Genomic DNA, 23,841 nt, shown 5'->3' with positions numbered 1-23,841 from the left:
CCCGGAGTCGCGGGCACGGCTGTCAGCGGGACGTGCCGTCCGTGAGCTCGGCCAGCAGTTCCTCGGCACGGCGGGCGAACAGGTGGGCCTCGCGCTCGACGGACAGTGCGTGCGCCCGCTCGGCCAGGGCCCGAACCGTGGCGACCGGCTCGCCGCGTGCCCGCAACACCCGTGCCCGGAACAGGAGCAGGAGGCTTTCGGCGTAGCGCTGGCCGTACGTCGCGACGGCCCGGTCCGCCCGGTCGAGTGCCGCGTCGGCCTCGTCCAGCTTTCCGGCCGCCAGCCACATCTCGGCAAGGAACCCGTACCAGGTGGCCAGCCCCGAGCACGGCGGGTCGGAGAGCGACGAGACGATCAGGTCCTGCGCCTCCGCCGCTGCCCCCGCCGCGGCCACTCCGGTCACGGCGTGCGCCCAGCAGCGGGCCAGCCGTTGGTAGCTGCCGAGGAAGCCGAACGAGAACGTGGGGTCCACGGCGATACCGCACTCGGCCGCGTGCAGGGCCCGCGCCGGGTCGCCGATCAGAGCACCGATTCTCGCGGAGTACGCCGCCCAGACCGTGATCGCATAGGGGTCGCCTCCCGAGGCGGCCTCCATCGTCGCGAGCTGGGCCAATGCCGCGTCGACGTCGCCGTGCAGCGCGGTCGTCATCGCGAGCATCCCGGCCGCGATCAGTCGCAGATCGCGCCGCAGCGGCTCTTCCCCACGATGGGCCAGGTCGTCGAGAACGGTCCAGTCGGTCCGGCTCAGGTACCGGAACGCCTCTCCGATGTTGCCGACACCCCACTGGTGGATGCCCCAGGCGTACCAGCCGTAGGCATGCAGGGCAGGGTCGTCGGACGCCTCCCCCTGCGCCAGTAACTGGCCGGCCAGCCGGCCGGCGCGATCCACTTGCAGGCCCTGGGCGTACGCGGCCCAGCGGGAGTAGAGGAAGCCGGCGGCCTCCCGTTCCCTGCCGAGTCCGCGGGAGAGGTGTTCGGCCCGCTCCAGCACGTCGACCGTCGCGCCCACGTATCCCGCGCGCATGCCGTCCACCGCGGTGAAAAGCGACAGGCCGGCCAGCTCCAGCTCGGCCAGGCCCGCAGTCCGTGCCACCCGCGCGGCCGAGTGGAGCTGCCGCGCTGCCGCATCGAGCGACAGTTTGGCCGCGGCGCAGCGGCCGGCCCGGACGAGCGCCGTCGCCGTCCGGGCCGGATCCGCGAGCGGTCCGGCGGACCACAGGTGATGGGCGAGACGCTCGGCCACCATTTCGGTGTCCGCGGCCTTGTCCTCCAGGGCGTCGGCGACCAGTAGATGCAGCCCGGCCGCGCGCTGCGGCGACACGGTCTCGACCACCGATTCGCGGATCAGGTCGTGCGGGAATCTCCATGAGTAGGGGTCGCCGGGCGAAGGTTCGAGCAGGCCCAGCCCTTCGCAGGCCTCCAGGCGGTCCAGACACGTCTGGTGCTCCAGGTCGGCGGTGCGGGCGAGGAGAGCGAGGTCGACGGTACGGCCGATCAGCGCGGCGATCTGCAACAGGCTTCCGGCGTCGGCACCCAGTCCGGTCATCCGGTCGCGAATGACGTCCCGGACGGTTACCGGTACCGCGGTCCGTGCCGCCGTGGCTTCCGTGAGGACATCGCCGTCGGCGAGGAACCGGGACAGCTCGCGGACGAAGAAGGGGTTGCCTCCGCTGCGGCTGTGGATGAGGCGGGTGGCCCCCGGGCCCGGGTCCTGCCCCGTCTCACGGCGGACGAGTTCGGCCACCTCGGCCGGGCCGAGCGGGCCCAGCGGGATCCTGCGGTGACCGGGCAGCCGACTCGCCGCGGCGAGCGTGCGCCCCAGATCCGAGTTCGGCGCGGGCGCACGGTCGCGGAGCGCCCCGATCACGGAGGTCCCGCCCGGCAGCCGGGCCATCAGGTGACCGAGCAGATCCAGCGAGGCGGCATCGGCCCACTGGAGGTCGTCGACGACGAGCACCACAGGTCGCCGCGCCGCTATCTGACGGATGAGCGCCACGGCCTGCTCGAAGAAACGGAACCGGACGCCGCTGTCCGGCAGGGCCGACGTTGTGCGGCCGCCGCCGCGCGGCGTCACGAGCCGACCGAGTTCGCCCGCCTGCCATTCCCCTCGGGCCGCGGCCGGCACGTCGTCCAGGAGCGCGCCGACGACCTGCGACCACGGCCACATCGACGGCGTGCCGTCCCCTTCCAGGCACCGGCCCCAGACAACGAGTGCGCCCCGCCGGTTCGCCTCGGCGCCCGCCGCCTCGAGCAGGCGGGTCTTGCCCACTCCGGGCTCTCCTTCGACGAGCACAAGCCCCGTGGATCCGGCGAGTGCCGACTCCACCGCATGCCGCGCCACGGCCAGTTCCTCGGCCCGGCCGACCAGGCAGTCGGTGGTGGGAGCCGCCGGAGGTTCGGAGGGCATCTCCTCAGCCGGTGCCCGTTCCAGCACCCGCAGGTGAGCGGCGACCAGCGCCGGGCCCGGGGCGACGCCCAACTCCTCGGCCAGCCGGGCGCGGACGGTCCGGAACACCGACAGCGCCTCGGCCGGCTGGCCGGCGGCAGCCAGGGCACCGATGAGACTCGCCTGCACTCGCTCGTGCAACGGCGCCATCCGGGCGGCCATGTGCAAGGACGGGAGCACGCGTTGGGGCCGGCCGAGCCTTGTCGCCAACTCGGCTGCCGCCAGGCAGGCGTGGTGGAACTCGTCGTCCAGCCCGGCGAAGATCGCCATACCGGTCGAGCCGTAGGCGACCCCGTCGCCCGCCGAGCCCTGCCAGAGCCCCACCGCTTCCAGGTACCCGTCGAGTGCCGCGGCGGGTTGCCGCTCCGCGACGCGACCCTCGGCCTCGGCGACCAGTTCACGGAACCTCACGACGTCCAGCGTCCCGGGGGCAGCCTCGAACAGGTACGCGCTGCCGCGACGCCGCAGGTACGAGCCGGGTTCACGCGCGGCCAACGCCGGTTCCAGCAGCCGCCGCAGCGCACCGACGTACTTCTGGAGGATGTTGACCGCCGAGGCCGGGACGTCCTCGGCCCAGATCAGGTCCACCAACTCGCCGATGCTGACCGGCTCGCCCGCGCGGGCGAGGAGAACGGCGAGCAGATACGCCTGTTGCGGAGGACCGGGGTCCAGTTCCGCACCGTCCCGCCAGATCCGCAACGGACCGAGCACCTGCAGACGCAGAGAGGCGCCGGAGGAGGCCATTCCCTTTTCCACTCCCAGTCCCGGGTCGCCCCCGCTGCCGTCCGCTGCCCGTGGCGACCGAAGTTACGCTGCGGGGACAGCGATGACTACCCCTGTTCGTCCGGAAGGGCCGGGCGACGGCCAGGGGCGACAGCAGGGCTCGCGGCAGGTCCTCCGGCCGGGCGACGCACCGAACGTCACCGGACCGGACAGGCGCGGGTCGCGCGGACGGTGACCGCGCCGCCTACGAGACCGACGACCGGGGGATGTTCTCCACCGACGAGTGGGCGGCAGGGCCGTCTGTCCGCCGATGCACGCAGCCTGGCCGAACCGGCTTGATGCCGACTGAATGATCACTGAAGGCCACCCGGAACCAGGTCCCGGTCTCGTTCCATTCCTGTCCAGTGCCACGCCCTAGCTTTGCGTCGAGCGTGAGGGTGCCGAGCCGTGGCGCACGCGCCCCGCAAGCGCGGTTCGAAGAAGAGGCCGTCAGCCGGACGGTGGGGGAGAACCCGAAACCCACTCCGGTCCTTGTCGGCCGTCATCCGAAGGAGAGACAGGTCCATGGTGAGCGGGAATCCGACGATCGTGCTCGTACACGGAGCCTTTGCCGACAGCAGCGGCTTCAATACGGTGGCGAAGAGGCTTGTCGCCGATGGCTATCCCGTGGTCGCCGCGCCGAATCCGCTGCGGGGGCTCGCCTCCGACGCGGCACACGTGAAGGCGCTGCTGGAGAGCATTGCCGGACCGATCGTGCTGGTCGGGCACTCCTACGGCGGAGCGGTCATCTCCACCGCCGCCGCGGGGAACACGAACGTGAAGGCACTGGTCTACCTGGCGGCGTTCGTGCCGGAGACAGGTGAGAGCGCGCAGGCGCTGGTCGAGAAGTTCCCGGGCAGCACCGTGGGCGAGTCCCTGAAGCCGGTGCCGCTGCCCGACGGTCAGGTCGATCTGTACATCGACCCGAAGGTTTTTCACCCGCACTTCGCGGGGGACGTGTCGGCCGAGGAGGCCGTCCTCTACTCGATCACGCAGCGCCCGGCCACCGGCGCCGCCCTGGGTGAGCCCGCCGCCGGTCCGCAGGCGTGGCACACGATTCCGAGCTACAACCTGATCAGCGGATCCGACCGGATCATTCCGCCGGCGGCGCAGGAGTTCATGGCCCAGCGCTCCGGTGCCAAGGTCCAGGTCGTCGAGGGTGCCTCGCACATGGTGTTCGTCTCCCGGCCGGGCGCGACGGTGGCTCTCATCAAGGCGGCGGTGCAGGAGCAGGGACAGGGACAGCCGCAGTGACCTTTCCGTGCAGCGCGAGTGCACCGACCCGACCTGAGGGGACGACATGCACAAGAGCTTGAAGGCGATGACCTGGGCCCTGCGGATCCACCTGCTGTGGTACGTCATCGCCAATCTGGCGCAGGTACTGCTGTGGTGGCTCCTCACGCCGGACCGCTTCTTCTGGCCCCTGTGGTCGATTGCGGGATGGGGCGTCGGGCTGGTGATCCATTTCTGGGTCTTCCGTTCGAAGTCCCGTTCGCTCGCCCACCCGCCCGTGATGTGAGGCTCGGCACCGGCGCGTGCGCCCAGCGGCCGCAGCCGGGCTCAAGCCGGCTGCGGCCCGGGCCGTACCCGAGTACGCAGTGTTCATTTCAACCAACAGAGGAGAATTGTGTCCGCGAAAGTACTGCCGGGCCGTAACACCGCCGCGATCGAAAGTGGCCTGGTCGTCTTCCACATCGGGCTTCGGATCAACCGGTTCCGGGCGCTGCGCAGTTGGGTTCCCGCGTTCAGGTCGATGCCGAAAATGCTGCGCGAGCTGTCGGAGGAGAAGAGCCGCGGTCTTCTCGGGTACCAGCTGCTCTTCGCCGGCCCGCGGGACTTCTACGTCACCCAGTACTGGGCGGACAAGGAATCGCTCCTTGCCTACGCCCACCAGCAGGATGCGGTGCACAGGCCCGCTTGGGCGGCGTTCAACCGACGGGCACGTGACGGAAAGGGCAATGTGGGCATCTGGCACGAGACGTTCATCGTGTCGGCGGGCTCCTACGAGTCGGTGTACGTCGACATGCCCGAGTACGGCCTCGGTGCCGCGACGGGTGTCGTCCCAGTGGGTCGACGCGGGGACACGGCGGCTCAGAGACTGAAGGGAGCGAAGGACTAGTCGGGCAGTGCAACCACGCGTCATCGCCGAACCGATCGGCTGCACTCGGGCAGCCGGATTCTCCTGGTCGCACGGCGGTGACACTGGTGCTGTTCCGCTGGATCACGGAGGCCCGCCGGCTGCGGCACTCCCTGGCCGTCGGCGCAGCCGTCCCGCCATGGCTCCGGGACTCAGCCGGCCGGCAGTCGCAGTCGCCGAGGAACCACAGGTACAGGTGGTGTCCACCGAGCGCTGTCCGCCCCGGCTTGATCGGCGCGCGGGAACCGATCGGGCCGGAGTCGGAGTGCACGAATGCATCCGTGACGCGGCTCCTCGATCACGCTCGGCCCTCGTCGTCGGCCCGGCATGAGTTGCCCGCCGCAGGTAACTACCGTTCCGTCAGGCGCCGATGCCACCAGCCGAGCCCGGGTTTCACCGGAGCGGTCGGATCGGGCAGGGTCCGCCGTTCGAACTCGTCGTCCAGCCGCCCGACGACCGCTCGCAGTTCACGCCGAGCGCGCGACGGCAGGGCGTTCAGCATCACTTCGACGGTGTCGCGGCCGGAGACCGGATCGTGGCACGGGCAGTTGGCCAACGGGACGTAGAGCCATCGCCCCGGGCCCCGAAGGAACTGCTCGAACTGGTCGTGTCGACGTTCCCGCATTTCCCCACGATCTACATGATCGGCGTCACGCAATTCCCCGCCCGCACGGTCACGCTTCCCCATGGGGATGATGGATGTGAGTGGATGCCCAACGGCGCGGCCCGAGCCCGCGTCTTCCTGCTGTTCACATGAACGGCGGGTCGACCGGCGGCCATGGGTAGCCCAATCGCTCGGCATCGTGCGAACCTCCCCAGACCTCGGCGGTGGCACGGGGATCGCCTGCGGTCAACCGCGCTTCAAGGCGCTCGGACTGGTCCGATGGATCTTCCGCAGAGATCGGGAGAGTCATCCCGAACTGGATCCAGGGCAGATCTGTATCGGGCCCGCTAGGGGGGTGCATCAGGATGACGTGGATTTGGTCGGGTTGCTTGCGGGAGGCCCAGACGTCTTGCAACTCGCACTCCCACCGGAGGAGCCAGTCCCCGCGTCCCCTCAGCGCCGCCTCGAGCAGCCGCGCGACTGCTCCCGCGGGCCACTTCCAGCCGCGGTCCTCCCCGGCTCTCAGGACTTCGGCCTCGTACTGAGCTGCGGTGAACCGAAGCTCCGGCAGGGCGACATCCTCATTGGCCGGATCGCGCCAGCCCGCCCAGACAACATGATCCCCGTTACGCGTGACCGTTACGTACAGGGCCCCGCAGCACTCCTCCGCGCCGCACCCGGACCAAGCGAGACGGGCCTCGTGCAAGGTCGCGGTGGCATGCAACGGCCCGTTCCGGTCCAACAGATACCGGGGGCCCACTCCCAGGTACCGGGAGCCTCCCACGCCACCGGGGACCATCTCGGCCAGAAGATCCCGGCCGTTGACGATCGGGCGGACCTCCAAGCCGCCCTTGTCGGGCGGTGGGCACACGATGCTCAGGCTGAGAAGGTCCGGTTGTGTGGTCATCGGCCAATGGTCGTGGAGTCAGCCACAGCTGTCATGTGGATTCGCTGGGCCCTGCTCGAGTCGGTAGTTCGTGCTGCTGTCAGGCAGGCCGGCCTTCGGACCCCCCTCCGGAAGGTCGGGATGACAGCCTGGGGAATTACGCGGGCTCTGGCGCTGATCTTGTGACGCTGCGTCGGCCTGACGGCCTTGGTGTGCTGGCAGAAGTGGTCGGGTACCTCTAGCTGGACGACGGGCTGATCGCCCTGCAGGCCATGCATCAGCCGCTCGCCCAAGGTCAGCGTGCCCGGGCGAGGTCCAGCAGGTGGTGCATGACCGCCACCGGCAGTGCCGGATTGCCTGCGGCAGCCGCAGCATGTGCCGGCAGGGTGAGCCGCCGGAGCAGTTCGTTGGTGGGCAGTCTGGGGTCGCGGATCGCCCAGTGGCCCACCTCGGGGTCGTCGGCTAGCCGCAGCACCAGCTCTGGCCCGGCCTCCGGGTCGTCCAACGAGGCGTGCCGCAGCCGTGGGTTGGGGTCGTCGGCGAACCGGGCCAACCCGGGCCGGGAGAAGTTGCGGTGGTAGCGGTACCCCGACCAGTACCGGTCCTGCACGGTGGCGTACAGCTCCACCAGCAGGTCGTGCGGCGCGTCCTCGCACGACTCGGCCAATCTGCGCCGCACCCACTCGTCCTCGTCCGCGGCAAGTAGGGCCGCCACGTCCGGCGCCAGGTGCGGCTGAGCCGCGAGCACCCGCCGCAGCCCCACGTGCGCCGACCTCGCGATCCGGCGGGCCGCCTCCGGGTCCGTCGCATGCCGTGCGATCCAGGGTGGCGGAGACCAGAAGTCCTGCCACACCGTACAGGGGATGGCCGTGCGCTGTTCCTCCGTCAGCTCCTCCCGCATCGACACCGCGAGCCGGACGTCGTTCTCGGGATCCTCCGCCAGTCGCAGGGCCAGGACGGTCGGTACCGCGGGATCAGCGGCGGCCTTCATCCGCACCGTCGGATCCGGGTGTGCCACCCGCTGCTCCGACGTCAGCACGGACGGCGGCTCCCGCACCGCGACGGGCGGCTTCTCACTCCCGCTGACGATCCGCCGGATCTTCGGGTCCGGGTCCTGCGCAAGGATCTCCAGCACCCCGGCAGGGATAGGGCGCTTGTACTCGAAAAGCATCACTGCGTATACGAACCGGACCCGGGGCTCCGGATCCCGCGCGAGCCGGGCCAGAACGTCGCCGTCGGCCGTCGCGTTGTCCGTCACGTCCAGCCGGTGCTGGACCTGCGGCGAAGCCACCAGCAGCTCCGTCGCTGCGGCATCCAAGGTCCTGTACCGGAGCCAGCTGCCCGGTATCGGCAGCTCGTCGAACTCCAACAGCCGGGCCAGCGCCTCCACCGGCAGCGCCTGATTGCTCGCCAGCCCCTGGAGCCAGCCGTCCACCACATCGCCATCCGCAGCTGCCCGCGCCAGCGCCCCACCCAGTCCGTCCATCCCGCCATTCTCGCTGTCGAGCCGTGGGCTCGCCGCTGGCCAGCGCGACCAGGCCCGTCCAGCACTGGCGCACGCCCGGCTTGGAGGAGCCGGAAAGGGAAGCTGGGGCCCGGTCGCGGCTGCCGTCGCGGTTTCTTGATCGGCACTTGCGGGGCTGTGTGTTCGTGTCGCTGCTTCGTGAAGGTTCAGAGAGCGTTGACAGTTCGGGCCGGTGGTCCGGCCGGACACCGGTCCTGGTGCAAGTAGATGTGGTCGGCCGGTCCGTTTGGTGCCCGCAGGCAATGGGGTGCGGGACCAGCGGCGATCGTTGCATGGGGGACTGCCAGCGCTGGTCCGGTTGGTCTCCGCGCGGGCCCTTGTCGGTGATCACGTAACTCGTCTCAGCGCTGATCTTGTGGCTGGTCATCAGGTTCTATGCAGGATCCGCTTGCGTAGAAGGTCGAAGTTGGCGCGGCCGTATCCGGTCCGCTCGATGAGCTTGACTCTCGTGTTCTCTCCCTCGACCTGGCCGGAGCTCCAGGGAGTGGACAGTCCGGCAATGACGGCGTCCTGGTCCCGGCGGAGCCCGTTGGTCAGGGAGTGCAGCGCGGGCAGGGGGTCTTGCTCGAGGCGCTCCATCCAGTCGGGCAGCTGGTCGCCGCGCAGGTCGCGCATCATCTCGGCGAAGTCGCGGACGTGGTCGGTGACGGCGTCGAGCTCGGGGCAGCCGGCGCGGATCTCCTTGAGAGTTCGGTCATGCGCGAACAGCGGTCCGCAATCGCCGCAGCGCTTCAAGCCCGGGCGGGGAAGTCAGGGGGCCGGCGTAGGGGGAGGCAAGGTCGCGCAGGACGAGGGCCGGGTCGTGCAGGGCCACATGCAGAGCGATCGTGGGGTGGAAGCCGGAGACGTCGACCTGACCCGTCCCCGACAGTCCTGTTCGGCGGGCTGAGACGGCGTTCCTCCGGAAAGCCGGTGACCGGCGCTGCGGTGGCAGCCCGGGAAACCCGGCACCGTACTGTGTGTCGCGCGGGACGCCGAAGGCCTCCGACGCCCACGACAGAGAAGAGACGCCATGCACACCGCGGCCAATGGGACATGGCCCTCACCGTGGTTCCGGCAGTTGCGGAACTGCCCGGCCCCGCGGCTGCGTCTGCTCTGCTTCCCGCACGCCGGAGGCGCGGCCAACTTCTTCCGGCCCTGGTCCGGGCTCGTGCCCGACGACGTCGAGCTGCTGGCCGTACGGTACCCGGGACGCGAGGACCGCATTGCCGAACCGCCGGCGCGGAGCATGGAGGAGCTCGCCGAGCCGATCGCCCAGGCATGCGCGGGGCTCGCCGACAGGCCGCTGGTGTTCTTCGGGCACAGCATGGGCGCGTCCGTGGCATTCGAGGTCGCGGCACGCCTGGCGGCGGGTCCCCTCGCGCCCGGACTCGCGGCGTTGTGCGTCTCGGGCAGGCCCGGACCGGGAAAGACCCGCTCACGGGGGCTCGCCGACGCCACTGACGAGGAACTGGTCGCGGACCTGGTCTCCATGAGCGGCACCAACGCGGAGGCCCTGGCCAACCCAGAGCTCCGTGAGCTGTTCCTGCCGATGATCCGGGCCGACTACCGCCTCCTGGACCGCTACGGGGACCATCTCGCGCCCGGGAGGCTGGATGTCCCGGTCGTCGCCTACTACGGCGACCAGGACGAGCACGTCGACGAGGACGCAGTGAACGCCTGGTCCGCGGTGACCCGGTCGGGCTTCGCCGCGCGCTCCTTCCCCGGCGGGCACTTCTACCTCGAACAGCACGCGGCGGCCCTGGTCGCCGACCTGTTCGCCCGCCTCGACGCGAGTGCTCCGCACCCGACTTCGGCCTGAGCACGTGATGCCGGGGGCCGCGAGCGCACGGCCTTCGGTACGGCAATCAACGCATGGTCCCGCCAAAACGGCGGGGCGTTGCAGGGCCGCCGGAAAACCCCTTGCTCTGTGAGGCGCCGCTTGGTGGGATGCAGGCGCTTCGACCGCGGGAGGGGACAGGTTGGCGGTATTCGGGTGTGCGGGCTGCGGGGCGGTCCTGACGGAGGCGGTGTCGGAGGTGGCGTTGCCGATCCACCTGGCCGACACCCACTGGGAGACGCTGCATCCGCCCTTGCTGGAGTCCGGTTCCTACGCCGTAGATCCCGCGCTGTACGCGTTGTCGGACACTGTCATCCTCGCGCCCGGCGACATGCGCGGCACACGGTTGATCCTTGAGCGGGCCGACGGCTACTGCATGGGGATCGACGGGAGGGACGGGCCGAACCTCGCGTGCCTGGGCTGTGATCTGCCGGTCGCGACGAGGATGGACGACTGCGGGTACTGGCAGCTCGTCCAGCTCGAACCGCAGGCAGTGGTGCGGCTGCCGGGCCCGCCGGAGCGGCCGGTCATGGACTGGGCGGAGCTGCCGAGTGCCGGGGCGCTGGAGAACCGGCTGAGCGAGTTCCGGGACATCCCGGCGGGCGTGGCTCTCGCACGGGTGGTGGTGGCCGCCGGGGGTATGCCGGTCGAGGTGGCGCCGGGACCGGTGGACGAACTCCTGGGCCGGGCACTCGGCGCGCTGTTGCCCGCCGGGGAAGGCGCGAAGCGGTTGGACTTGGCGGGCCCGGGGTTCGGCGAGCCGGCCGCTGACCTGGTGCTGGTCCCGGTCCATCCGCAGACCGGAGAGGTGTGGCAGCCGGGTGGCGACGCGCTGCCGGTACCCATGGACGCCGGGCTCTGGGCCGAGCTCGCCTTTCCGCCGTACCGGACCCGGCTGCCGGCGGTCGGTGGGCTGCCGGCAGGCGTGGAGCGGGACGATCCGCTGCCGCCGCACCCGTCGTACCTCTTCCAGCCGTCCGGGAAAGCGTTCCAGTACACGCTCGCGCGGATGCCCGCCGCCAGGGAACCGTGGCTGCGAGAGAGCTACGACCGGGCCGCCCGATTGCGCTGAGTGGACCCGGGCTCCGGTGCCGCCGACGTGCTGCTCACTCACGCCCCTCCGCACCGGAACGGCCCTGCTTGAGCAACGACTTCCAGGAACGGTGCCGCTTGAACGGCGTCTCGAAGAACCGGGCGAACAGCCACGCGCCCAGCACCGAAACGGGCAGCGCCACGGCGAGGGCGAGCAGGAACGTGGGCAGGCCGGGGGGCACGAACCGCGGGGCGATGCGCCGGACGACGGTCATGACGATCGGCAGATGGATGAGGTAGAGGCTGTACGAGAAGCCGCCGAGGCTGCTCAGGGGCCGTGCGGTCAGGAGGCGTACGAGAACGGCGGGGCGTCCCGTGGCGACCGCGGCGAGCAGCATCGCCATGGCGGGCGCGATGGCCAGGTCGATCCAGAAGTAGTGGTTCACCGTCCACACCGGTCCCTTGGCGATGCCGAGAGCGAGGACGGGAACGACCGCCGCGGAGGCCAGCCAATGCCAGGGCAGGCGCCGCACCTTGGCCGATGCGGCGACGACCCCGGCAGCCGCCACGCCGGCGACGAACGCGGGTGCGAGGTGCGGGGTCAGCCAGTTGTCGCCCTCCACGGGGGAGGCGTTGGCCGCCGTCAGGCCGCGGACGACGACCGGGAGCGCCACGCCCGCGACCAGGGCCACGGCACCCAGTCTGCGCCGCACGAACAGGAGGAGCGGGAAGACGAGGTAGAGCTCCGCCTCGACGCCGATCGACCAGAACGCCCCGTTCGGCGTCGGCGCGGTGACCATGTCCTGGGCGAGGAGCCCGTACACCAGGACGGACCTGCCCGTGGGCGGACCGAAATGCGAGGCCGGCACCACGAACCACGCGATGAGCAGGCTCATCACGAGTGCCGCCCAGTACGGGGGCAGGATGCGCCAGGCCCGGCGGCGCAGGAAGCGGGCCAGTCCGTCGGTCCGCCAGCCGTTGCGTGCCGGAGTGACGGCGAGGGAGAAGCCGGAGACCACCAGGAAGAAGACGACGGCGAGCCGGCCGAACATCAGCCCGTCGAGCCACCAGGGAGCCGAACTGTCGGGGTAGCCGGGGAACGTGTAGAGCCAGCAGTGGAAGAGGACCACGTACAGAGCGGCCAGGCCGCGGAGGCCGTCGAGGCCCGCCACGTGCTGCTGCCGCACGTGTCCCACCGGAACGGGAGCGGGCACGGGAGCGGGCACGGGCACGCCGAGGGTGCTGCTCGCGGGAGGACGGCTCGCCTGCACTGAGATCGTTCGGCCCCTTCTGTCGCCGGGCGGCACACCGCCGACCCGGCGCGACCCGCAGTGACGGATACGCGGCGGGCGGCCGAGCGGTTCAACGGATCGACGTCGCCCGTCACCCGTTTTCCCCGAGTGCCCGCCCGTTGCCCCTTTCCACACCGAATGTCACGTTTTCGGCTGGTGCTTTGTCGTAAGGGGTGTGAGCAGGGCGGAGCCTGGCGATTGTGCGGGCCGACCCGCCGTTGTCCGGTGCCGGGATCCCCGCGTCGCCGCATCCGAAGGACCCGCAGCCCCGCGGCTGTTCGCCCTGCACGGCTGAACCATCCGCTCGGAAAGGACTTCCCATGACCCGTCTCTCGATGGACCCCCGTGCCCGTACTCCGCTCGTCCTGCTGGCCGCGGCCGCGGCCGCCGCCGGCCTCCTCGCCACGTCGGTCGATGCGGCGAGCGCGACGAGCACGGCGAGCACGGCGAGCACGGCGAAGGCCGCTTCCCCGCAGCGCGCCAAGCCGACCGTCGTGCTCGTGCACGGGGCGTTCGCCGACTCCTCCAGTTGGAACGGTGTCATCAAGAAGCTGAAGAAGGACGGCTATCCGGTGGTGGCCGCGGCCAACCCGCTGCGGAGTCTGAGCGGCGACGCCGCCTCCGTCAAGAGTGTGCTGGCCGCCGTCGACGGGCCGGTGGTCCTGGCCGCGCACTCGTACGGCGGCGCGGTGATCAGCAACGCCGCCCGGGGCTCCGACAAGGTCAAGGCGCTGGTGTACACGGACGCGTTCCTCCCCGACAAGGGCGAGAGCGCCGACGATCTGGCGGGCAAGTTCCCGGGCAGCGTCATCGGGCAGGTGCTCCGGCCCGTCCCGATCACGAATCCCGACGGTTCCAAGGACGTGGACCTGTCCATCGACCAGTCCCAGTTCCGTCAGGCGTTCGGTGCGGACGTGCCCGCGGGCACCGCCGGGCTGATGGCCGTCACGCAGCGGCCGGGGACGGGCACGGCCCTGCACGAGCCTTCCGGTGAACCCGCCTGGAAGACGATCCCCTCCTGGGCCCTGGTCGGCACCGACGACCGGATCATCCCTCCGAAGCTTCAGGTGTGGATGGCCGAGCGCGCTCACGCCCACATCGCGACGGTCCGCTCCTCCCATGCCGTGACCGTGTCCCACCCGGACGCCGTCGCCCGCGTCATCGAGCAGGCGGTGCGGACGGTGCGCTGACCGGCACACGGGGCGGAGTGGGGCGGCTGCAGGTCAGGTGCGCCGCCCCACTCCGTGTCGCGGTGGCTCACCACCACGTGGTGGGGTAGACCTCTCGTTGCAGGCGGGACGAGGCCATCTGTGCCATGACCAGCAGGGCCAGTCCGGCGGCCAGCAGGGGCACGAAGAGATGGGCCGGCGGGTTCGTGAGCATGATCATGACGGCGGTCGCCATCGCGGGCGGGTGGGCCGCCTTGAGCACGAGGACGAGGCCGCAGGCGATGCCGCAGGCCACGGCTGCCGCCCAGGGCCCGTGCCAGCCGAAGGCGAGCACCACGAAGCAGACGAGGCAGGACAGCAGGTGGCCGCCGAAGACATGGCGCGGCTGCGCGAGGGGCGAGCCGGGGGTCGCCGTGACGATGGCCGTCGTGGCCGCGAGCGGCGGTATCAGCACCGTCTGGTGGATGAGCGTTCCCAGGGCCACCACGAGGGCCAGTCCCACCGACGTGGTGACGGCCGCCGACACGACCGTGCGCCGCGCCGGCCGCGGCTCCGTGGAACGCCACCACCGGGCCGGCGCCCGCTCCGCGGGGCCGGCCGGGGCATGCGCGGTCACGGTGGTCTCGGGCGGGCTAGTCGCCATGGCGCCGCCTCTCCCGATCGCGGCCCGTCGTGGGGCGGGATCCGGACGCGGCGCAGGGTGGGGGAATGCGCGGGAGCAGCACGGGAACACCTCGGATTCGGCCCCGACTCCCGGACACGGCGGGTTCGTCGTCCGTGGTGCGGGGCACGCAGAAAATCCTGAGGTCCCGGCCCTCCGCGTGTCCAAATGCGGCTTTTTATCGCTTGATCGATACCGCCTATCGAGGCACTTCCGCCCGCTTGCCCCGGCGCGGCGGTGGGGGTTGCTACGACGCCGCGACCCCGGCCTCCCGGCCCGCCTCCTCAGGGGCACCGGCCGTGAACGTGACCGGCAGCCACGACGGCCCGCGCAGTCCGCCCATCCGCCAGCGGATCTCCTCCGGCGGCACGGCGAGCGCGAGCCCGGGGAGGCGGCGCAAGGCCGTGCCGATCGCGATCTGGCCCTCCAGGCGGGCCAGCGGGGCGCCGAGGCAGTAGTGGATGCCGTGGCCGAACGCCAGGTGGGCGCTGTCGCCGCGGGTGATGTCGAGCCGGTCCGGGTCGGGGAAGCGCTGCGGGTCGCGGTCGGCGATGGCGGAGGCGATCAGGACGGTCGCGCCGCGCGGAACGGCCGTGCCCGCGATCTCGACGTCCTCCCGCGCGAAGCGCGCGATGCCGGGGCTGACGGGACCGTCCCAGCGCAGGAACTCCTCGATGGCGCCGGGCAGCAGTTCCGGGTCGTCCCGCAGCATGCGCAGCTGCTCCGGGTGGGCGAGCAGCGCCGTCACGCCGCCGCCGATCAGGTTGACCGTGGTGATGTAGCCGGCCACCAGCAGCAGGAAGCACATGGCGATCAGCTCGTCCTCGTCGAGCCGGTTCTCCTCGTCCCGGGCGGTGATGAGGGCGCTGAGCAGGTCGTCGCCGGGCCGGGCGCGCTTGTCGTCCAGGAGGCCGACCAGGTAGGCGCGCATCTGCCGCCAGGCCGCGTCGACCTTCACCGGGTCCGGCGGCTCCGCCCCGCGCATGATCATCTCGTCGGTCCACCGCTGGAAGTCGTCCTGCTCGGTGGACGGCACCCCGAGCAGCTCGCTGATCACGGTGACGGGGAGCGGCAGCGCGAAGTCGGCGACGAGGTCGGCGCGCCCCTCGGGGACGATCGCGTCCAGCAGGCGGTCGGTGACCTCCTGGATCCGCGGCCGCAGCTCGGCGATGCGGCGGGCGGTGAACGCCTTCGAGACCAGCCGGCGCAGACGGGTGTGGTCGGGAGGGTCGGAGCGCAGCATGCTGCTCAGCATCGACTCGCGCTCCGTGACGGGCAGCATCTCCATGAGGCGGGGGTCGGACGCGTCGCGGACGTCGCTGCTCAGCCGGGGATCGGAGAGGGCGGCGAGACCGTCCTCGAAGCGTGTCACCAGCCAGGCCTCGACACCGCCCGCGATGACGGCCCGCCGTACCGGGCCCTCCTGGCTGAGTTCCCGGTACAACGGGAAGGGGTCCGCCACGAAGGCCGGGTCGGCGTAGGGGAGAAGGACCGGTTGCCGGCTCATCGTGCCTCCGGAACGTGGGGGCGCGCGTCGGGACCGGCGCGCGAGGCTGTGATCACAATAAGAATATTATGTACCGATATGGCGGTGTCTGTGCACTGCCGGAGGGGCAGGGCGCGGATGGAACGGACCACGTGCTGTGTGGTGGGCGGCGGCCCCGCGGGCATGGTGCTCGCCCTGCTGCTCGCCCGGGCCGGGATCGCGGTCACCGTGCTGGAGAAGCACGGCGACTTCCTGCGCGACTTCCGCGGCGACACCGTGCATCCCTCGACCCTCGCCCTGCTGGACGATCTCGGCCTCGCCGAACGCTTCGCGGCGCTGCCGCAGCGCCGGGTGCGCACCCTCCAGCTGCCCGTCGGGACCGACGGGTCGCTGGTCACCGTCGCCGACCTCGAAGTGCTGCGCGGCCCCTACAACTATGTGGCGATGGTGCCCCAATGGGACCTGCTCGGACTTCTCGCGGACGAGGCCGGGCGCGAGCCGTCCTTCGACCTGCGGATGAACACCGAGGCGACCTCCTTCCTCATCGAGCGCGGCCGCGTCACCGGGGCGCGCTACCGCACCTTGGAGGGACGCACCGGCGAGCTGCGCGCGGACCTCACCGTCGCCTGCGACGGGCGGGGATCACTGGCGCGCTCCCGGCCGGAACTGGGCCTGCGCCGCTACGACTGCCCCATGGACGCCTGGTGGTTCCGGCTGCCCCGGCACGACGGCGACCCGCACGGACTCGTCGGCGGCGCCGGCGACCGCTTCCTGACCGCGATGATCGACCGCGGCGACTACTGGCAGTGCGCCGCGCTCATCCCCAAGGGCAGCGACGCCGAGCGCCGCGCCGACGGACTCGAGCGCTTCCTCACCGACTACGCCACCGCCGTGCCGTGGCTCGGGGACCGCACCGGCGCCCTGCGCTCCTGGGACGAGGTCAAGCTCCTCGACGTACGCCTGGAACGGCTGCGCCGCTGGCACCGCCCCGGACTGCTGTGCATCGGCGACGCCGCGCACGCGATGTCCCCGGTCTTCGGCATCGGCATCAACCTCGCCGTCGAGGACGCCGTGGCCACCGCCCGGCATCTCGTCGAGCCCCTGCGCCGCGGCGGCGTCGGCCTGCGCGACGTACGCGCTGTGCAGCGCCGCAGGCGGCCCACCACGGCCGCCACCCAGACCCTCCAGCGGATCGCCCACGCCCGGGTCATCGCCCCCGTGCTGCGCGGGGAGCCGCCGTTCGGCAGCGCCGCGCGCGGTCGACGCGTGGCCAACGCGCTCGCCGGCTCGCGCCGGCTGCGGCGGCTCCCGGCGTACTTCTTCGGTTACGGCGCCCTGCGCGAACGCCCCCCGGCCGCGTCCGTACGGTGAACTCCCGGGCGGAACGGGAGGTTTCGCCGCGCGGCCCACGGCCCCGCTGCGACACTGGGGGCGTCCGGCGCACAGCTCGCGCGGTCGCCCCACGCGAAGGAGCAGAACCCGATGCCGCTGAAGTCGTACGGAGTCCTGGTCGCCCGCGCGACCGGCGTTCGCCGGGAGGGTGCCTCCGACACCCCGCACTATCAGATCCACCTGACCGACGGCGGCGGCACCCACTACCGAGCGGCCGTCAACGTCAGGTCCCAGGAGGAGCCCTCCGAGCTGCTGTACCTCGTCGAGGACGACCTCCGGCACCCCCTCACCGAGCCCCTCGGCGACCTCGGAAGCGGCTGGAACACCCTCCCGGCCGGTCCCGGCGGCGCCAACCTCGACTACATCCGCGGCAATCTCCTCGACCCCGCACGGATGCGCACCCTGCCGCCGGACGCCCAGGGCCCCGACAACGACCTCGCCGACCTCCTCGACCACTACGTGCAGCGCGCCGTCGCCGACCCGGACGCGCGGCTGTACGTCTTCGGCGAGCGCTGGGGACCCGAACCGGGCGTCAAGGACAAGGTGTTCGGCTTCCTGCCCGGCAACGGCGTGCACGACATCCACATGAACCAGGGCAACAGCGGCCGGTTCCGCGGCGACGACGGCGTCTGGCAGGACGGCGGCCTCCTGATCCGCTTCCCCGGCGAGCCGCGCTGGGTCGGCATCTTCCTCGCCTTCCAGAGCCAGGCCTGGCACACCGACGACATCACCGGCCACGCCCTGGAGGACGCGGGCCCGCGACCCGGCGCGGGCGAGGAGCGCGTCCGGATCGTGGCCGCCTTCGCCAATCCGCCCGGTCCCGCCCCCGAGACGGAGACCGTCACGCTGCTCAACGCCTCACCCGCCCCGGTCGACCTCACCGGCTGGACCCTGCTCGACCGCCTGAAGAACGGCTGCGCCGTGCCCGCCGGACCGCTCCCGGCCGGGGCGGCCCTGGCGTTCACGCTCGCCGCCCCGCTCCAACTGGGCAACCGCGGCGGCGCGATCACACTCCTCGACGCGGACGGCCGCAAGGTGCACGGCGTCTCCTACACCGCGGAGCAGGCCGGGCGCGAGGGCTGGACCATCGTCTTCTGAGGAGCCCTCGCGACACACCGGGCGGCTCCGCGCGGGGATGATCGCGACGGACTTTATCGGCTGATAAAGTCCGTCGTTGCGCGGGTGAACCGGCCGGAACGGCCGGACGGCCCGCCCCCGGTCGGAGTCGGAGGAGTGCATGCTTGCGGTCGACGTCCGGCAGTCGCTGCGCGACGGCCGGACCGTGGCGGAGGGCGCGGGGCGCGGATGGCGCTTCGCGGCGCGCACCGTCGCCACGCACGGCGACTTCCTGCTCGCCTTCGTCGACGGAGGGGTGTGCGTCGGCGCCTTCGAGATCCGGGGGAGCCGCTGCGACGACGCGGCGGACGGCCGCTACGTCTTCGACCTCGCCCCGGCCCGCCGCTTCCAGTGGGCCCTCGGCCACCGGCTGCCGCTGCCCCCGGGACGCAACCCCGCGCGCATCCTCACCGGCCAGCACTTGCGCGCGTTCCTCGACGCCGCGCCGCGCGAGGTCCACCGCTCCGGGGAGGCATGAAGCGTGACGAAGTCCCAGCGCCCCGACCCCGTCGACGCCCTCCTGCGGTCCGGACCCCGCCGCACCGCCCTCCCCGAGCCCGCCGAACGTTCCCGGCTGCGCACCGCGTACGGCCTCACCCAGGCCGAGATCGCCGAGGCGCTCCAGGTCACCCGTACCACGGTGGCCGGCTGGGAGGCCGGCCGCAGCGAACCGCAGGGCGCCACACGGGCCGCGTACGCCAAGCTCCTGGACGGCATCGCGGGGCAGCTCGCGCAGGACGCGGCACCGCAGCCGCAGCCGCAGCCCCAGCCGGAACCGCAGCCGCAGTCACAGCCACAGGCCCCGGCCGCCCCCGCCGCGCGGGCGCCGCAGGCGGGACGCCGCACCCGGGACGCCGAACAGGAGGCGCCCGACCCCCGGTTCGTGAACGGCCCACTGGCGGTGCTGGACGGCGACGGATCGGCGTACGGAGCCGGCGGCCTGGTGCTCAGCTGCCCGGCACAGGACATCCCGTCCCTGGTGGAGTGGACGCTGGCGGAGGCACGTCTCGGCGCGGCGCGGCTGCACCGCAACGGCAAGGACGCCGACCCGCTGATCGTGCTCACCGACGCGGCGGCACAACGACTCGGCCTGCCCGCGGAGTTGGAGGACCGCCGCGGTCTGAGGCTGCCCGCGGACCACGCGGTCGTGCGGCGGATCACGCGGGCCGGATGGCAGCTGACCCAGCGCGGCTTCGGCCCGTGGGCCCGGGTGTTCCGGCCCGCGGAGGGCGGCCGGCGCCAGTGCGTGCAACTGGCCGTCCTGCCCTGGGGGGCGCTGGACACGAGGTCGTGGGGCGGTGCCGCCGGCCTGCCGGCGCCCGAACTCGCCCAGATGCTCGCCGCGTACGCCTCCCGCGTGCTGACCCCGCGCGGCTCGACCGCCGTGTCCGGCCTGGAGCTGATGACCGCCCTGCGCCCGCCCACCCGGGCGGTGAAGGACCCGGCGACCGGGGCATGGGTGTCGGGGCCGAACCCCGGCGCGCTCACCGGCCCGGCCGACCCCGCACCGCCCGAGGCCCCCGACGAGCACCCCGTCGTCGCCGCGCTCCACCCGCGCGGTCACCAGCGCACCCCGGACCAGGTACTGGACGAGGAGGCGTACGACTGGATCCGCGACCCGGAACTCCTCACCGACGCCGAGTGCGCGCAGCCGTACGCCGTCGGCGTCGATGTCAACATGGCCTTCGCCGCCGCCGCGAACCGGCTCACCGTCGGGCTCGGCGAGCCCGTGCACGTGAAGGCCCCGGCCTTCGACAAGGCCCTGCCCGGCTGCTGGCTGGTCGACCTGTCCGGCGTCGACCTCGACCCTCGGCTGCCGAACCCCTTCACCCCGCACGGCGGCCGCCCCGAGGGCCCCGCCTGGTACGCCACGCCGACGGTGGCCTACGCCGCCGAACTCGGTCACGGCGTCGCCCCCTTGGAGGCGTACGTGCGGCCCGAGCACGGACCGTACCTGGACGCCTGGTACACGCGTCTGCGCGACGCCTATCTGGCCACCATGGGCGAACTGGGAGTGGTTCCGGGCATGCCGGAAGGCGAGTTCCTCGCCGCGATGGAGCGCCACAAGCGGACCGACCCGGCGCGGGTCGCGCTGCTGTCGGCGATCAAGGCCACCGTCAAGGGCGGCATCGGCAAGCTCCGCGAACGTCCCCAGGGCGCCGGCTACCGGCCCGGCGAGCGCTGGCCGGCCCTGGAACGCCCCACCTGGCGCCCGGACATCAGGGCCGCCGTCATCGCCACCGCCCGCGTCAACATGCACCGCAAGATGCTCAGGCTCGCCGCCGTCGGCCTGCACCCGATCGCGGTGCTCTCCGACTGCGCCGTCTATCTGTCCGACGGCCCCGGCCCCCTGGACTTCCTGCCGTACAGCGCCGACGGCAAGCCCCTGGCGGGCGGTTTCCGCCTCGGGGTCTCGCCCGGCATGGTCAAGCACGAGGGCACCCAGTCGCTGATGTGGGCCGCCGAACTCCTGGAGGACGGGCACAATCCCGCCCGCCACATCAAGGGCACCGACGCCGCCGCCGACGGCGAGTAGGGAGAGTACCCATGGGCGTCCTCGGCGACAGCCTCGACAAGGCGAGCGCGGCGACCTTCACCCGTCCTCTCCCCCAGTCGGCCCCGTCGCGCATGCGGTTCCTTGTCAAGCACGAGAAGGGCACCCGCGCCGTCGCGGCCCTCCTGGGGGTCTCCCAGCGCACCGTCGAGCGGTACGTCACGGGCCAGTTGAAGCATCCCCGCAAGGACCTCGCCGCCCGGCTGGAGAACGCCGTCCGCGAGCGCTGGCAGCCCCGTGTCCGCGAGCGTGCGAAAAAGCGCGCCGCCACCACGGGCGGGATCGTCATCGAGACCCGCGCCCGCTTCGGCTTCACCGCCGCGCCCGGCTCCACCGACGACAGCCGCGTGCGCCTCATCACCCAGTCCCTGCCGCCCGCGTACGCCGCCCGCCTCTTCGCCGCCCAGGACGCCGGGGCCACCGAGCAGCAGCTGCGCGCCATCGCCGCCGAGGGCCTCCAGGAGATCTACTTCAAGGACCGCGGCCGCCGCGCCCAGGGCCTGAACGTCGAGTTCACCGACATCGACTACGTCGAGCTGGAGTTCTGACCGGGCCGCGGCCTACCGCGTGGCGCCAGCGCCTGAGACCGGGCGCGGTACATGCCCGGACGGACAACTCCGATGCACGCATTCGGCCCGACGGTGACGACGGGCGCAAGCCGGCCCGTTTGCTCGTGTTACGGGCGTGAGGTGATCAGCGCAGCAGAAGAACGCCGTGCACCTGCTTGTCGAAGAGTTCGGTCATCCGGTCGAAGACCGTCTGATCCTCGCTGCCACGAGCCGCGGAGAGCTCCTTGCGGCACTGGTGTCGGATGGTCGGCGACCGGGCGAAAGGGTCTGTTCTGTGCTGGGTATCAGCTGCTGAGGTCGAACACGCCCCACGCGGTGAATGGCTCGGCCTGGACGTAGATCCTGCTTCCTCGGCCGACGACCCGTCGGCGGCCGGGAGCAAGGCCATTGGGCAGGGTGAGCACGCTGACCTCCGTTGGCTCGACGGATGTTTCGGTGAGCTCACCGTGGGCGAGTCGGTCCTGCCTCTCGCCGTAGCCTCCGTAGAAGGTGACTCGGTCGCCGTGGACAGCCAGCGCTTTGGCCCCCCGTACGCGGTTCGACCGCACCCTCACGGGCTGGGCGGTGCGGTCGGGGCGTATCTCGACGAGCGGGAAGTCCGTGTAGGGGCACGCCCAGGCGGTGGTACGCGACACGTTCAGCGCGTAGCAGTCGAAGAGGCCGGGGATATGGGCACCGTCCGATGTCCAGGCGAGTCGGCCCGTGGCGCTCCAGCGGCGGATTCCGGCCGGGTTCTCGTCGAAGTGACCGACCCAGATATGGCCGGACTCGTCAACGAGCAGGTGCTCGATGGCGTCCCCGACGGAGAAGGACGAGGTCTCGCGCCCGAGCGCGTCGAAGACCTGGACCTGGTTCGCGTTCTCGTGCCGGCGGGCCCGCGACGCGGCGACGACGAACCCACCGTCCGGCAGGCGGTCCAGGCGCGGCCAGCGGGCTCGCACGGCGCTCAGCTCGGTGAGTTCGACGTTGCCGCTCGGATGGACGGAGACGATCAGCGCGTCGTAGGGCAGGACATCGCCGCCGCGCTGCGGAGCGCGCTCGGCAAGCAGCCAGTGGGCGGCGCCGAAGACGTCGACGGTACTGGTCAGGACGTGGCGGCGGTGGTGCGCTCGGGGGAGGTGGGCGTAGGGAATGAGGGCAGTCTTCTGCACGGGCGGGCTCTCCTTGGTGGGCGGTCATGGCCATCGGTCGATGCGGTGAGTTGCGGCCGGCGGCGCGCGAGCGCTGGAGAGCGGAGCGGGGCACCTAGAGGGCATGGCCCTTTCTGGTCGTCATGAGGTGATCATTGTCGGCATCCAGCCTCATGACAAACCCTTTTGGCGCATTGCGAGGGAAGCGGCCCGCCGCAGCCGGCGGCTGCCGCTCAAGCTCGAGCGGATCGGCCATCGGACGGCGCCGCACCGACAACGCGTCGTCCGGTACCTTGCTCAACTCGCCAAATGAAGTGCTCAGTCACAGCGCGGATGCGCCGGAGCACGACAGTCATCACATCTGGGCGCTTGTCGTCACCAAGGTGGATAGAAGACACAGTGCCCCGGTCAGGGGGTGGGCGAGGCGTCGGTGAGTGACATCCACTGCCGGACGGTCCCCTGGTGGGAGCCGTTTGCCGTGCTTGCGGCCACCGCATCCGCGTCCACGCCGGAGCACGGCGTCCCTGAGCGGGTCAACAGTACAAGCGGCCACTCGGGCCCCGCTCCCGCCGGCGATCCGTCGAAGGCGGTCCAGTCCCAGGGCCCTTCGAAGCGCCAGGCCCGCCCTACTGCGTCGGCGACCTCATCGCCCGGCTGGAGAGCCGAGTACGGCCTCATCAGCAGTTCAAAGGTGTACGGGATCCCGTTGCCGGGGTGGAGGCTGTAGCCCGTGCCGTCGAGATGGCTGTGGTCCGGGAACTCGCGGTAGGACAGGCCGCGGCGCAGCACGGACACGGTGAGGTGGGGGCGCGGTAGCCAGCCGGTTTCCAGCGGCGGGTCGTGATGATCGACAGCTGTCACGTGCACCACCGTCGGGGGTATTCCGACCTGGCAGAGGTCACCCGCCTTCAGCTGCTCCGGCGGCGGGTCGGTTCTGAACAACTCCGTCTCCACGTCGCACGAGACGTGCCCGTCGCCGTTCACGCCAAGGGCGACGATCCCGCTCCAATCCACGAAATCGCTGCCTGTGTCGATGTCCCACCACGGCCACCGCACTGACACGTGACCCCAATTCAAGGACTGTTCGACTTCGGCCAGGGCGAAGGGGCAGGCGACCGACAGTACGTCACCGACCCGGAATTCCCCCACATCCGTCATGACGTCATGCTAAAGGGTGTTGCACAAGCCTGCGCGCGGGCAGGTCAGAGTGGGCGCCGGGCTCGTCTTCTCATGACACGAGGGCGAGGTTGTGCATGTGGGC

The 23,841-nt window shown here is 71.7% G+C and carries 22 protein-coding genes; 11 read left to right on the top strand and 11 right to left on the bottom strand.

Annotated elements, in window-relative coordinates; all coding sequences use genetic code 11:
• Positions 1–22 precede the first annotated feature (22 nt).
• On the bottom strand, positions 23–3,190 hold the full coding sequence (locus ACIP9H_RS34250; protein WP_401962990.1) for an ATP-binding protein: 3,168 nt from the start codon (positions 3,188–3,190) through the stop codon (positions 23–25).
• 543 nt (positions 3,191–3,733) lie between these two features.
• On the opposite strand from ACIP9H_RS34250, the gene ACIP9H_RS34245 reads away from it, so the two are divergent.
• The 3 genes from ACIP9H_RS34245 to ACIP9H_RS34235 all read left to right on the top strand — a co-directional run bounded on the left by ACIP9H_RS34245 (position 3,734) and on the right by ACIP9H_RS34235 (position 5,327).
• Positions 3,734–4,462, top strand: coding sequence for an alpha/beta fold hydrolase (locus ACIP9H_RS34245; RefSeq protein ID WP_401962989.1), 729 nt, complete (start codon positions 3,734–3,736; stop codon positions 4,460–4,462).
• Between the two features lie 46 nt (positions 4,463–4,508).
• On the top strand, positions 4,509–4,727 hold the full coding sequence (locus ACIP9H_RS34240) for a 2TM domain-containing protein (RefSeq protein WP_401585659.1): 219 nt from the start codon (positions 4,509–4,511) through the stop codon (positions 4,725–4,727).
• Between the two features lie 108 nt (positions 4,728–4,835).
• On the top strand, positions 4,836–5,327 hold the full coding sequence (locus ACIP9H_RS34235) for a DUF4188 domain-containing protein (protein ID WP_401962988.1): 492 nt from the start codon (positions 4,836–4,838) through the stop codon (positions 5,325–5,327).
• A 367-nt stretch (positions 5,328–5,694) separates the two neighbouring features.
• Here the strand turns inward: ACIP9H_RS34235 and ACIP9H_RS34230 are convergent, their stop codons facing one another.
• The 4 genes from ACIP9H_RS34230 to ACIP9H_RS34215 form a co-directional block, all read right to left on the bottom strand.
• Positions 5,695–5,970, bottom strand: a complete 276-nt coding sequence (locus ACIP9H_RS34230; RefSeq protein WP_401962987.1) for a hypothetical protein — start codon at positions 5,968–5,970, stop codon at positions 5,695–5,697.
• 124 nt (positions 5,971–6,094) lie between these two features.
• Positions 6,095–6,856: a hypothetical protein gene (locus tag ACIP9H_RS34225; protein ID WP_401962985.1), complete on the bottom strand. Its 762-nt coding sequence runs from the start codon at positions 6,854–6,856 to the stop codon at positions 6,095–6,097.
• 274 nt (positions 6,857–7,130) lie between these two features.
• Positions 7,131–8,321, bottom strand: coding sequence for a hypothetical protein (locus tag ACIP9H_RS34220; RefSeq protein WP_401962984.1), 1,191 nt, complete (start codon positions 8,319–8,321; stop codon positions 7,131–7,133).
• A 405-nt stretch (positions 8,322–8,726) separates the two neighbouring features.
• On the bottom strand, positions 8,727–8,975 hold the full coding sequence (locus ACIP9H_RS34215) for a transposase (protein ID WP_401963060.1): 249 nt from the start codon (positions 8,973–8,975) through the stop codon (positions 8,727–8,729).
• A 397-nt stretch (positions 8,976–9,372) separates the two neighbouring features.
• Here ACIP9H_RS34215 and ACIP9H_RS34210 point away from each other — a divergent pair, with 397 nt between their 5' ends.
• Complete coding sequence (locus ACIP9H_RS34210) at positions 9,373–10,161, top strand: thioesterase II family protein (RefSeq protein WP_401962982.1); 789 nt, start codon at positions 9,373–9,375, stop codon at positions 10,159–10,161.
• 217 nt (positions 10,162–10,378) lie between these two features.
• On the top strand, positions 10,379–11,251 hold the full coding sequence (locus ACIP9H_RS34205; protein WP_401962981.1) for a hypothetical protein: 873 nt from the start codon (positions 10,379–10,381) through the stop codon (positions 11,249–11,251).
• Between the two features lie 34 nt (positions 11,252–11,285).
• On the opposite strand, the gene ACIP9H_RS34200 is transcribed toward ACIP9H_RS34205, so the two are convergent.
• Positions 11,286–12,398: an acyltransferase family protein gene (locus ACIP9H_RS34200; protein ID WP_401583787.1), complete on the bottom strand. Its 1,113-nt coding sequence runs from the start codon at positions 12,396–12,398 to the stop codon at positions 11,286–11,288.
• 425 nt (positions 12,399–12,823) lie between these two features.
• Here ACIP9H_RS34200 and ACIP9H_RS34195 point away from each other — a divergent pair, with 425 nt between their 5' ends.
• Positions 12,824–13,693 carry an alpha/beta fold hydrolase gene (locus tag ACIP9H_RS34195; protein ID WP_401583784.1) on the top strand — a complete coding sequence of 290 codons (870 nt, stop codon included), beginning with the start codon at positions 12,824–12,826 and terminating at the stop codon, positions 13,691–13,693.
• 67 nt (positions 13,694–13,760) lie between these two features.
• Here ACIP9H_RS34195 and ACIP9H_RS34190 read toward each other — a convergent pair whose 3' ends face one another.
• Together ACIP9H_RS34190 and ACIP9H_RS34185 are read right to left on the bottom strand one after the other, a co-directional pair.
• Positions 13,761–14,315, bottom strand: a complete 555-nt coding sequence (locus tag ACIP9H_RS34190; protein ID WP_401583781.1) for an HPP family protein — start codon at positions 14,313–14,315, stop codon at positions 13,761–13,763.
• Between the two features lie 265 nt (positions 14,316–14,580).
• The gene (locus ACIP9H_RS34185) at positions 14,581–15,840 is read right to left on the bottom strand and encodes a cytochrome P450 (RefSeq protein ID WP_401583778.1); all 1,260 of its coding nucleotides are present in this window, start codon (positions 15,838–15,840) and stop codon (positions 14,581–14,583) included.
• A 117-nt stretch (positions 15,841–15,957) separates the two neighbouring features.
• Between ACIP9H_RS34185 and ACIP9H_RS34180 the strand changes: the two genes are divergently transcribed.
• The 5 genes from ACIP9H_RS34180 to tpg all read left to right on the top strand — a co-directional run bounded on the left by ACIP9H_RS34180 (position 15,958) and on the right by tpg (position 21,429).
• Positions 15,958–17,190 carry an FAD-dependent oxidoreductase gene (locus ACIP9H_RS34180; RefSeq protein ID WP_401962979.1) on the top strand — a complete coding sequence of 411 codons (1,233 nt, stop codon included), beginning with the start codon at positions 15,958–15,960 and terminating at the stop codon, positions 17,188–17,190.
• A 111-nt stretch (positions 17,191–17,301) separates the two neighbouring features.
• Positions 17,302–18,309, top strand: coding sequence for a DUF2278 family protein (locus ACIP9H_RS34175; RefSeq protein ID WP_401962977.1), 1,008 nt, complete (start codon positions 17,302–17,304; stop codon positions 18,307–18,309).
• A 139-nt stretch (positions 18,310–18,448) separates the two neighbouring features.
• The gene (locus tag ACIP9H_RS34170) at positions 18,449–18,805 is read left to right on the top strand and encodes a hypothetical protein (RefSeq protein WP_401962975.1); all 357 of its coding nucleotides are present in this window, start codon (positions 18,449–18,451) and stop codon (positions 18,803–18,805) included.
• 3 nt (positions 18,806–18,808) lie between these two features.
• Entirely contained in the window at positions 18,809–20,863 is a 2,055-nt protein-coding gene (tap, locus tag ACIP9H_RS34165) for a telomere-associated protein Tap (RefSeq protein ID WP_401962973.1), read from the top strand.
• A gap of 11 nt (positions 20,864–20,874) precedes the next feature.
• Positions 20,875–21,429: a telomere-protecting terminal protein Tpg gene (gene tpg / locus ACIP9H_RS34160; RefSeq protein ID WP_401962971.1), complete on the top strand. Its 555-nt coding sequence runs from the start codon at positions 20,875–20,877 to the stop codon at positions 21,427–21,429.
• A 305-nt stretch (positions 21,430–21,734) separates the two neighbouring features.
• On the opposite strand, the gene ACIP9H_RS34155 is transcribed toward tpg, so the two are convergent.
• The 3 genes from ACIP9H_RS34155 to ACIP9H_RS34145 all read right to left on the bottom strand — a co-directional run bounded on the left by ACIP9H_RS34155 (position 21,735) and on the right by ACIP9H_RS34145 (position 23,738).
• Entirely contained in the window at positions 21,735–22,601 is an 867-nt protein-coding gene (locus tag ACIP9H_RS34155; protein ID WP_401962969.1) for a hypothetical protein, read from the bottom strand.
• 94 nt (positions 22,602–22,695) lie between these two features.
• Entirely contained in the window at positions 22,696–22,881 is a 186-nt protein-coding gene (locus tag ACIP9H_RS34150) for a hypothetical protein (protein ID WP_401962968.1), read from the bottom strand.
• A gap of 107 nt (positions 22,882–22,988) precedes the next feature.
• Positions 22,989–23,738, bottom strand: a complete 750-nt coding sequence (locus tag ACIP9H_RS34145; RefSeq protein ID WP_401962966.1) for a hypothetical protein — start codon at positions 23,736–23,738, stop codon at positions 22,989–22,991.
• Between the last annotated feature and the right edge of the window lie 103 nt (positions 23,739–23,841).

This window comes from Streptomyces sp. NPDC088732 (genome assembly GCF_044751205.1).
Taxonomy (GTDB): Bacteria; Actinomycetota; Actinomycetes; order Streptomycetales; family Streptomycetaceae; genus Actinacidiphila.
This window is presented reverse-complemented; position numbering and strand designations above follow the sequence as displayed.

Coding starts and splice junctions, on each gene's coding strand:
- ACIP9H_RS34230 (WP_401962987.1), bottom strand. CDS start 5,970: ATGCGGGAACGTCGACACGACCAGTTCGAGCAGTTCCTTCGGGGCCCG.
- ACIP9H_RS34220 (WP_401962984.1), bottom strand. CDS start 8,321: ATGGACGGACTGGGTGGGGCGCTGGCGCGGGCAGCTGCGGATGGCGAT.
- ACIP9H_RS34185 (WP_401583778.1), bottom strand. CDS start 15,840: ATGAGCCGGCAACCGGTCCTTCTCCCCTACGCCGACCCGGCCTTCGTG.
- ACIP9H_RS34240 (WP_401585659.1), top strand. CDS start 4,509: ATGCACAAGAGCTTGAAGGCGATGACCTGGGCCCTGCGGATCCACCTG.
- tpg (WP_401962971.1), top strand. CDS start 20,875: ATGGGCGTCCTCGGCGACAGCCTCGACAAGGCGAGCGCGGCGACCTTC.
- ACIP9H_RS34225 (WP_401962985.1), bottom strand. CDS start 6,856: ATGACCACACAACCGGACCTTCTCAGCCTGAGCATCGTGTGCCCACCG.
- ACIP9H_RS34175 (WP_401962977.1), top strand. CDS start 17,302: ATGCCGCTGAAGTCGTACGGAGTCCTGGTCGCCCGCGCGACCGGCGTT.
- ACIP9H_RS34145 (WP_401962966.1), bottom strand. CDS start 23,738: ATGACGGATGTGGGGGAATTCCGGGTCGGTGACGTACTGTCGGTCGCC.
- ACIP9H_RS34190 (WP_401583781.1), bottom strand. CDS start 14,315: ATGGCGACTAGCCCGCCCGAGACCACCGTGACCGCGCATGCCCCGGCC.
- ACIP9H_RS34215 (WP_401963060.1), bottom strand. CDS start 8,975: ATGCGCGACCTGCGCGGCGACCAGCTGCCCGACTGGATGGAGCGCCTC.
- ACIP9H_RS34210 (WP_401962982.1), top strand. CDS start 9,373: ATGCACACCGCGGCCAATGGGACATGGCCCTCACCGTGGTTCCGGCAG.
- ACIP9H_RS34170 (WP_401962975.1), top strand. CDS start 18,449: ATGCTTGCGGTCGACGTCCGGCAGTCGCTGCGCGACGGCCGGACCGTG.
- ACIP9H_RS34245 (WP_401962989.1), top strand. CDS start 3,734: ATGGTGAGCGGGAATCCGACGATCGTGCTCGTACACGGAGCCTTTGCC.
- ACIP9H_RS34180 (WP_401962979.1), top strand. CDS start 15,958: ATGGAACGGACCACGTGCTGTGTGGTGGGCGGCGGCCCCGCGGGCATG.
- ACIP9H_RS34250 (WP_401962990.1), bottom strand. CDS start 3,190: ATGGCCTCCTCCGGCGCCTCTCTGCGTCTGCAGGTGCTCGGTCCGTTG.
- ACIP9H_RS34195 (WP_401583784.1), top strand. CDS start 12,824: ATGACCCGTCTCTCGATGGACCCCCGTGCCCGTACTCCGCTCGTCCTG.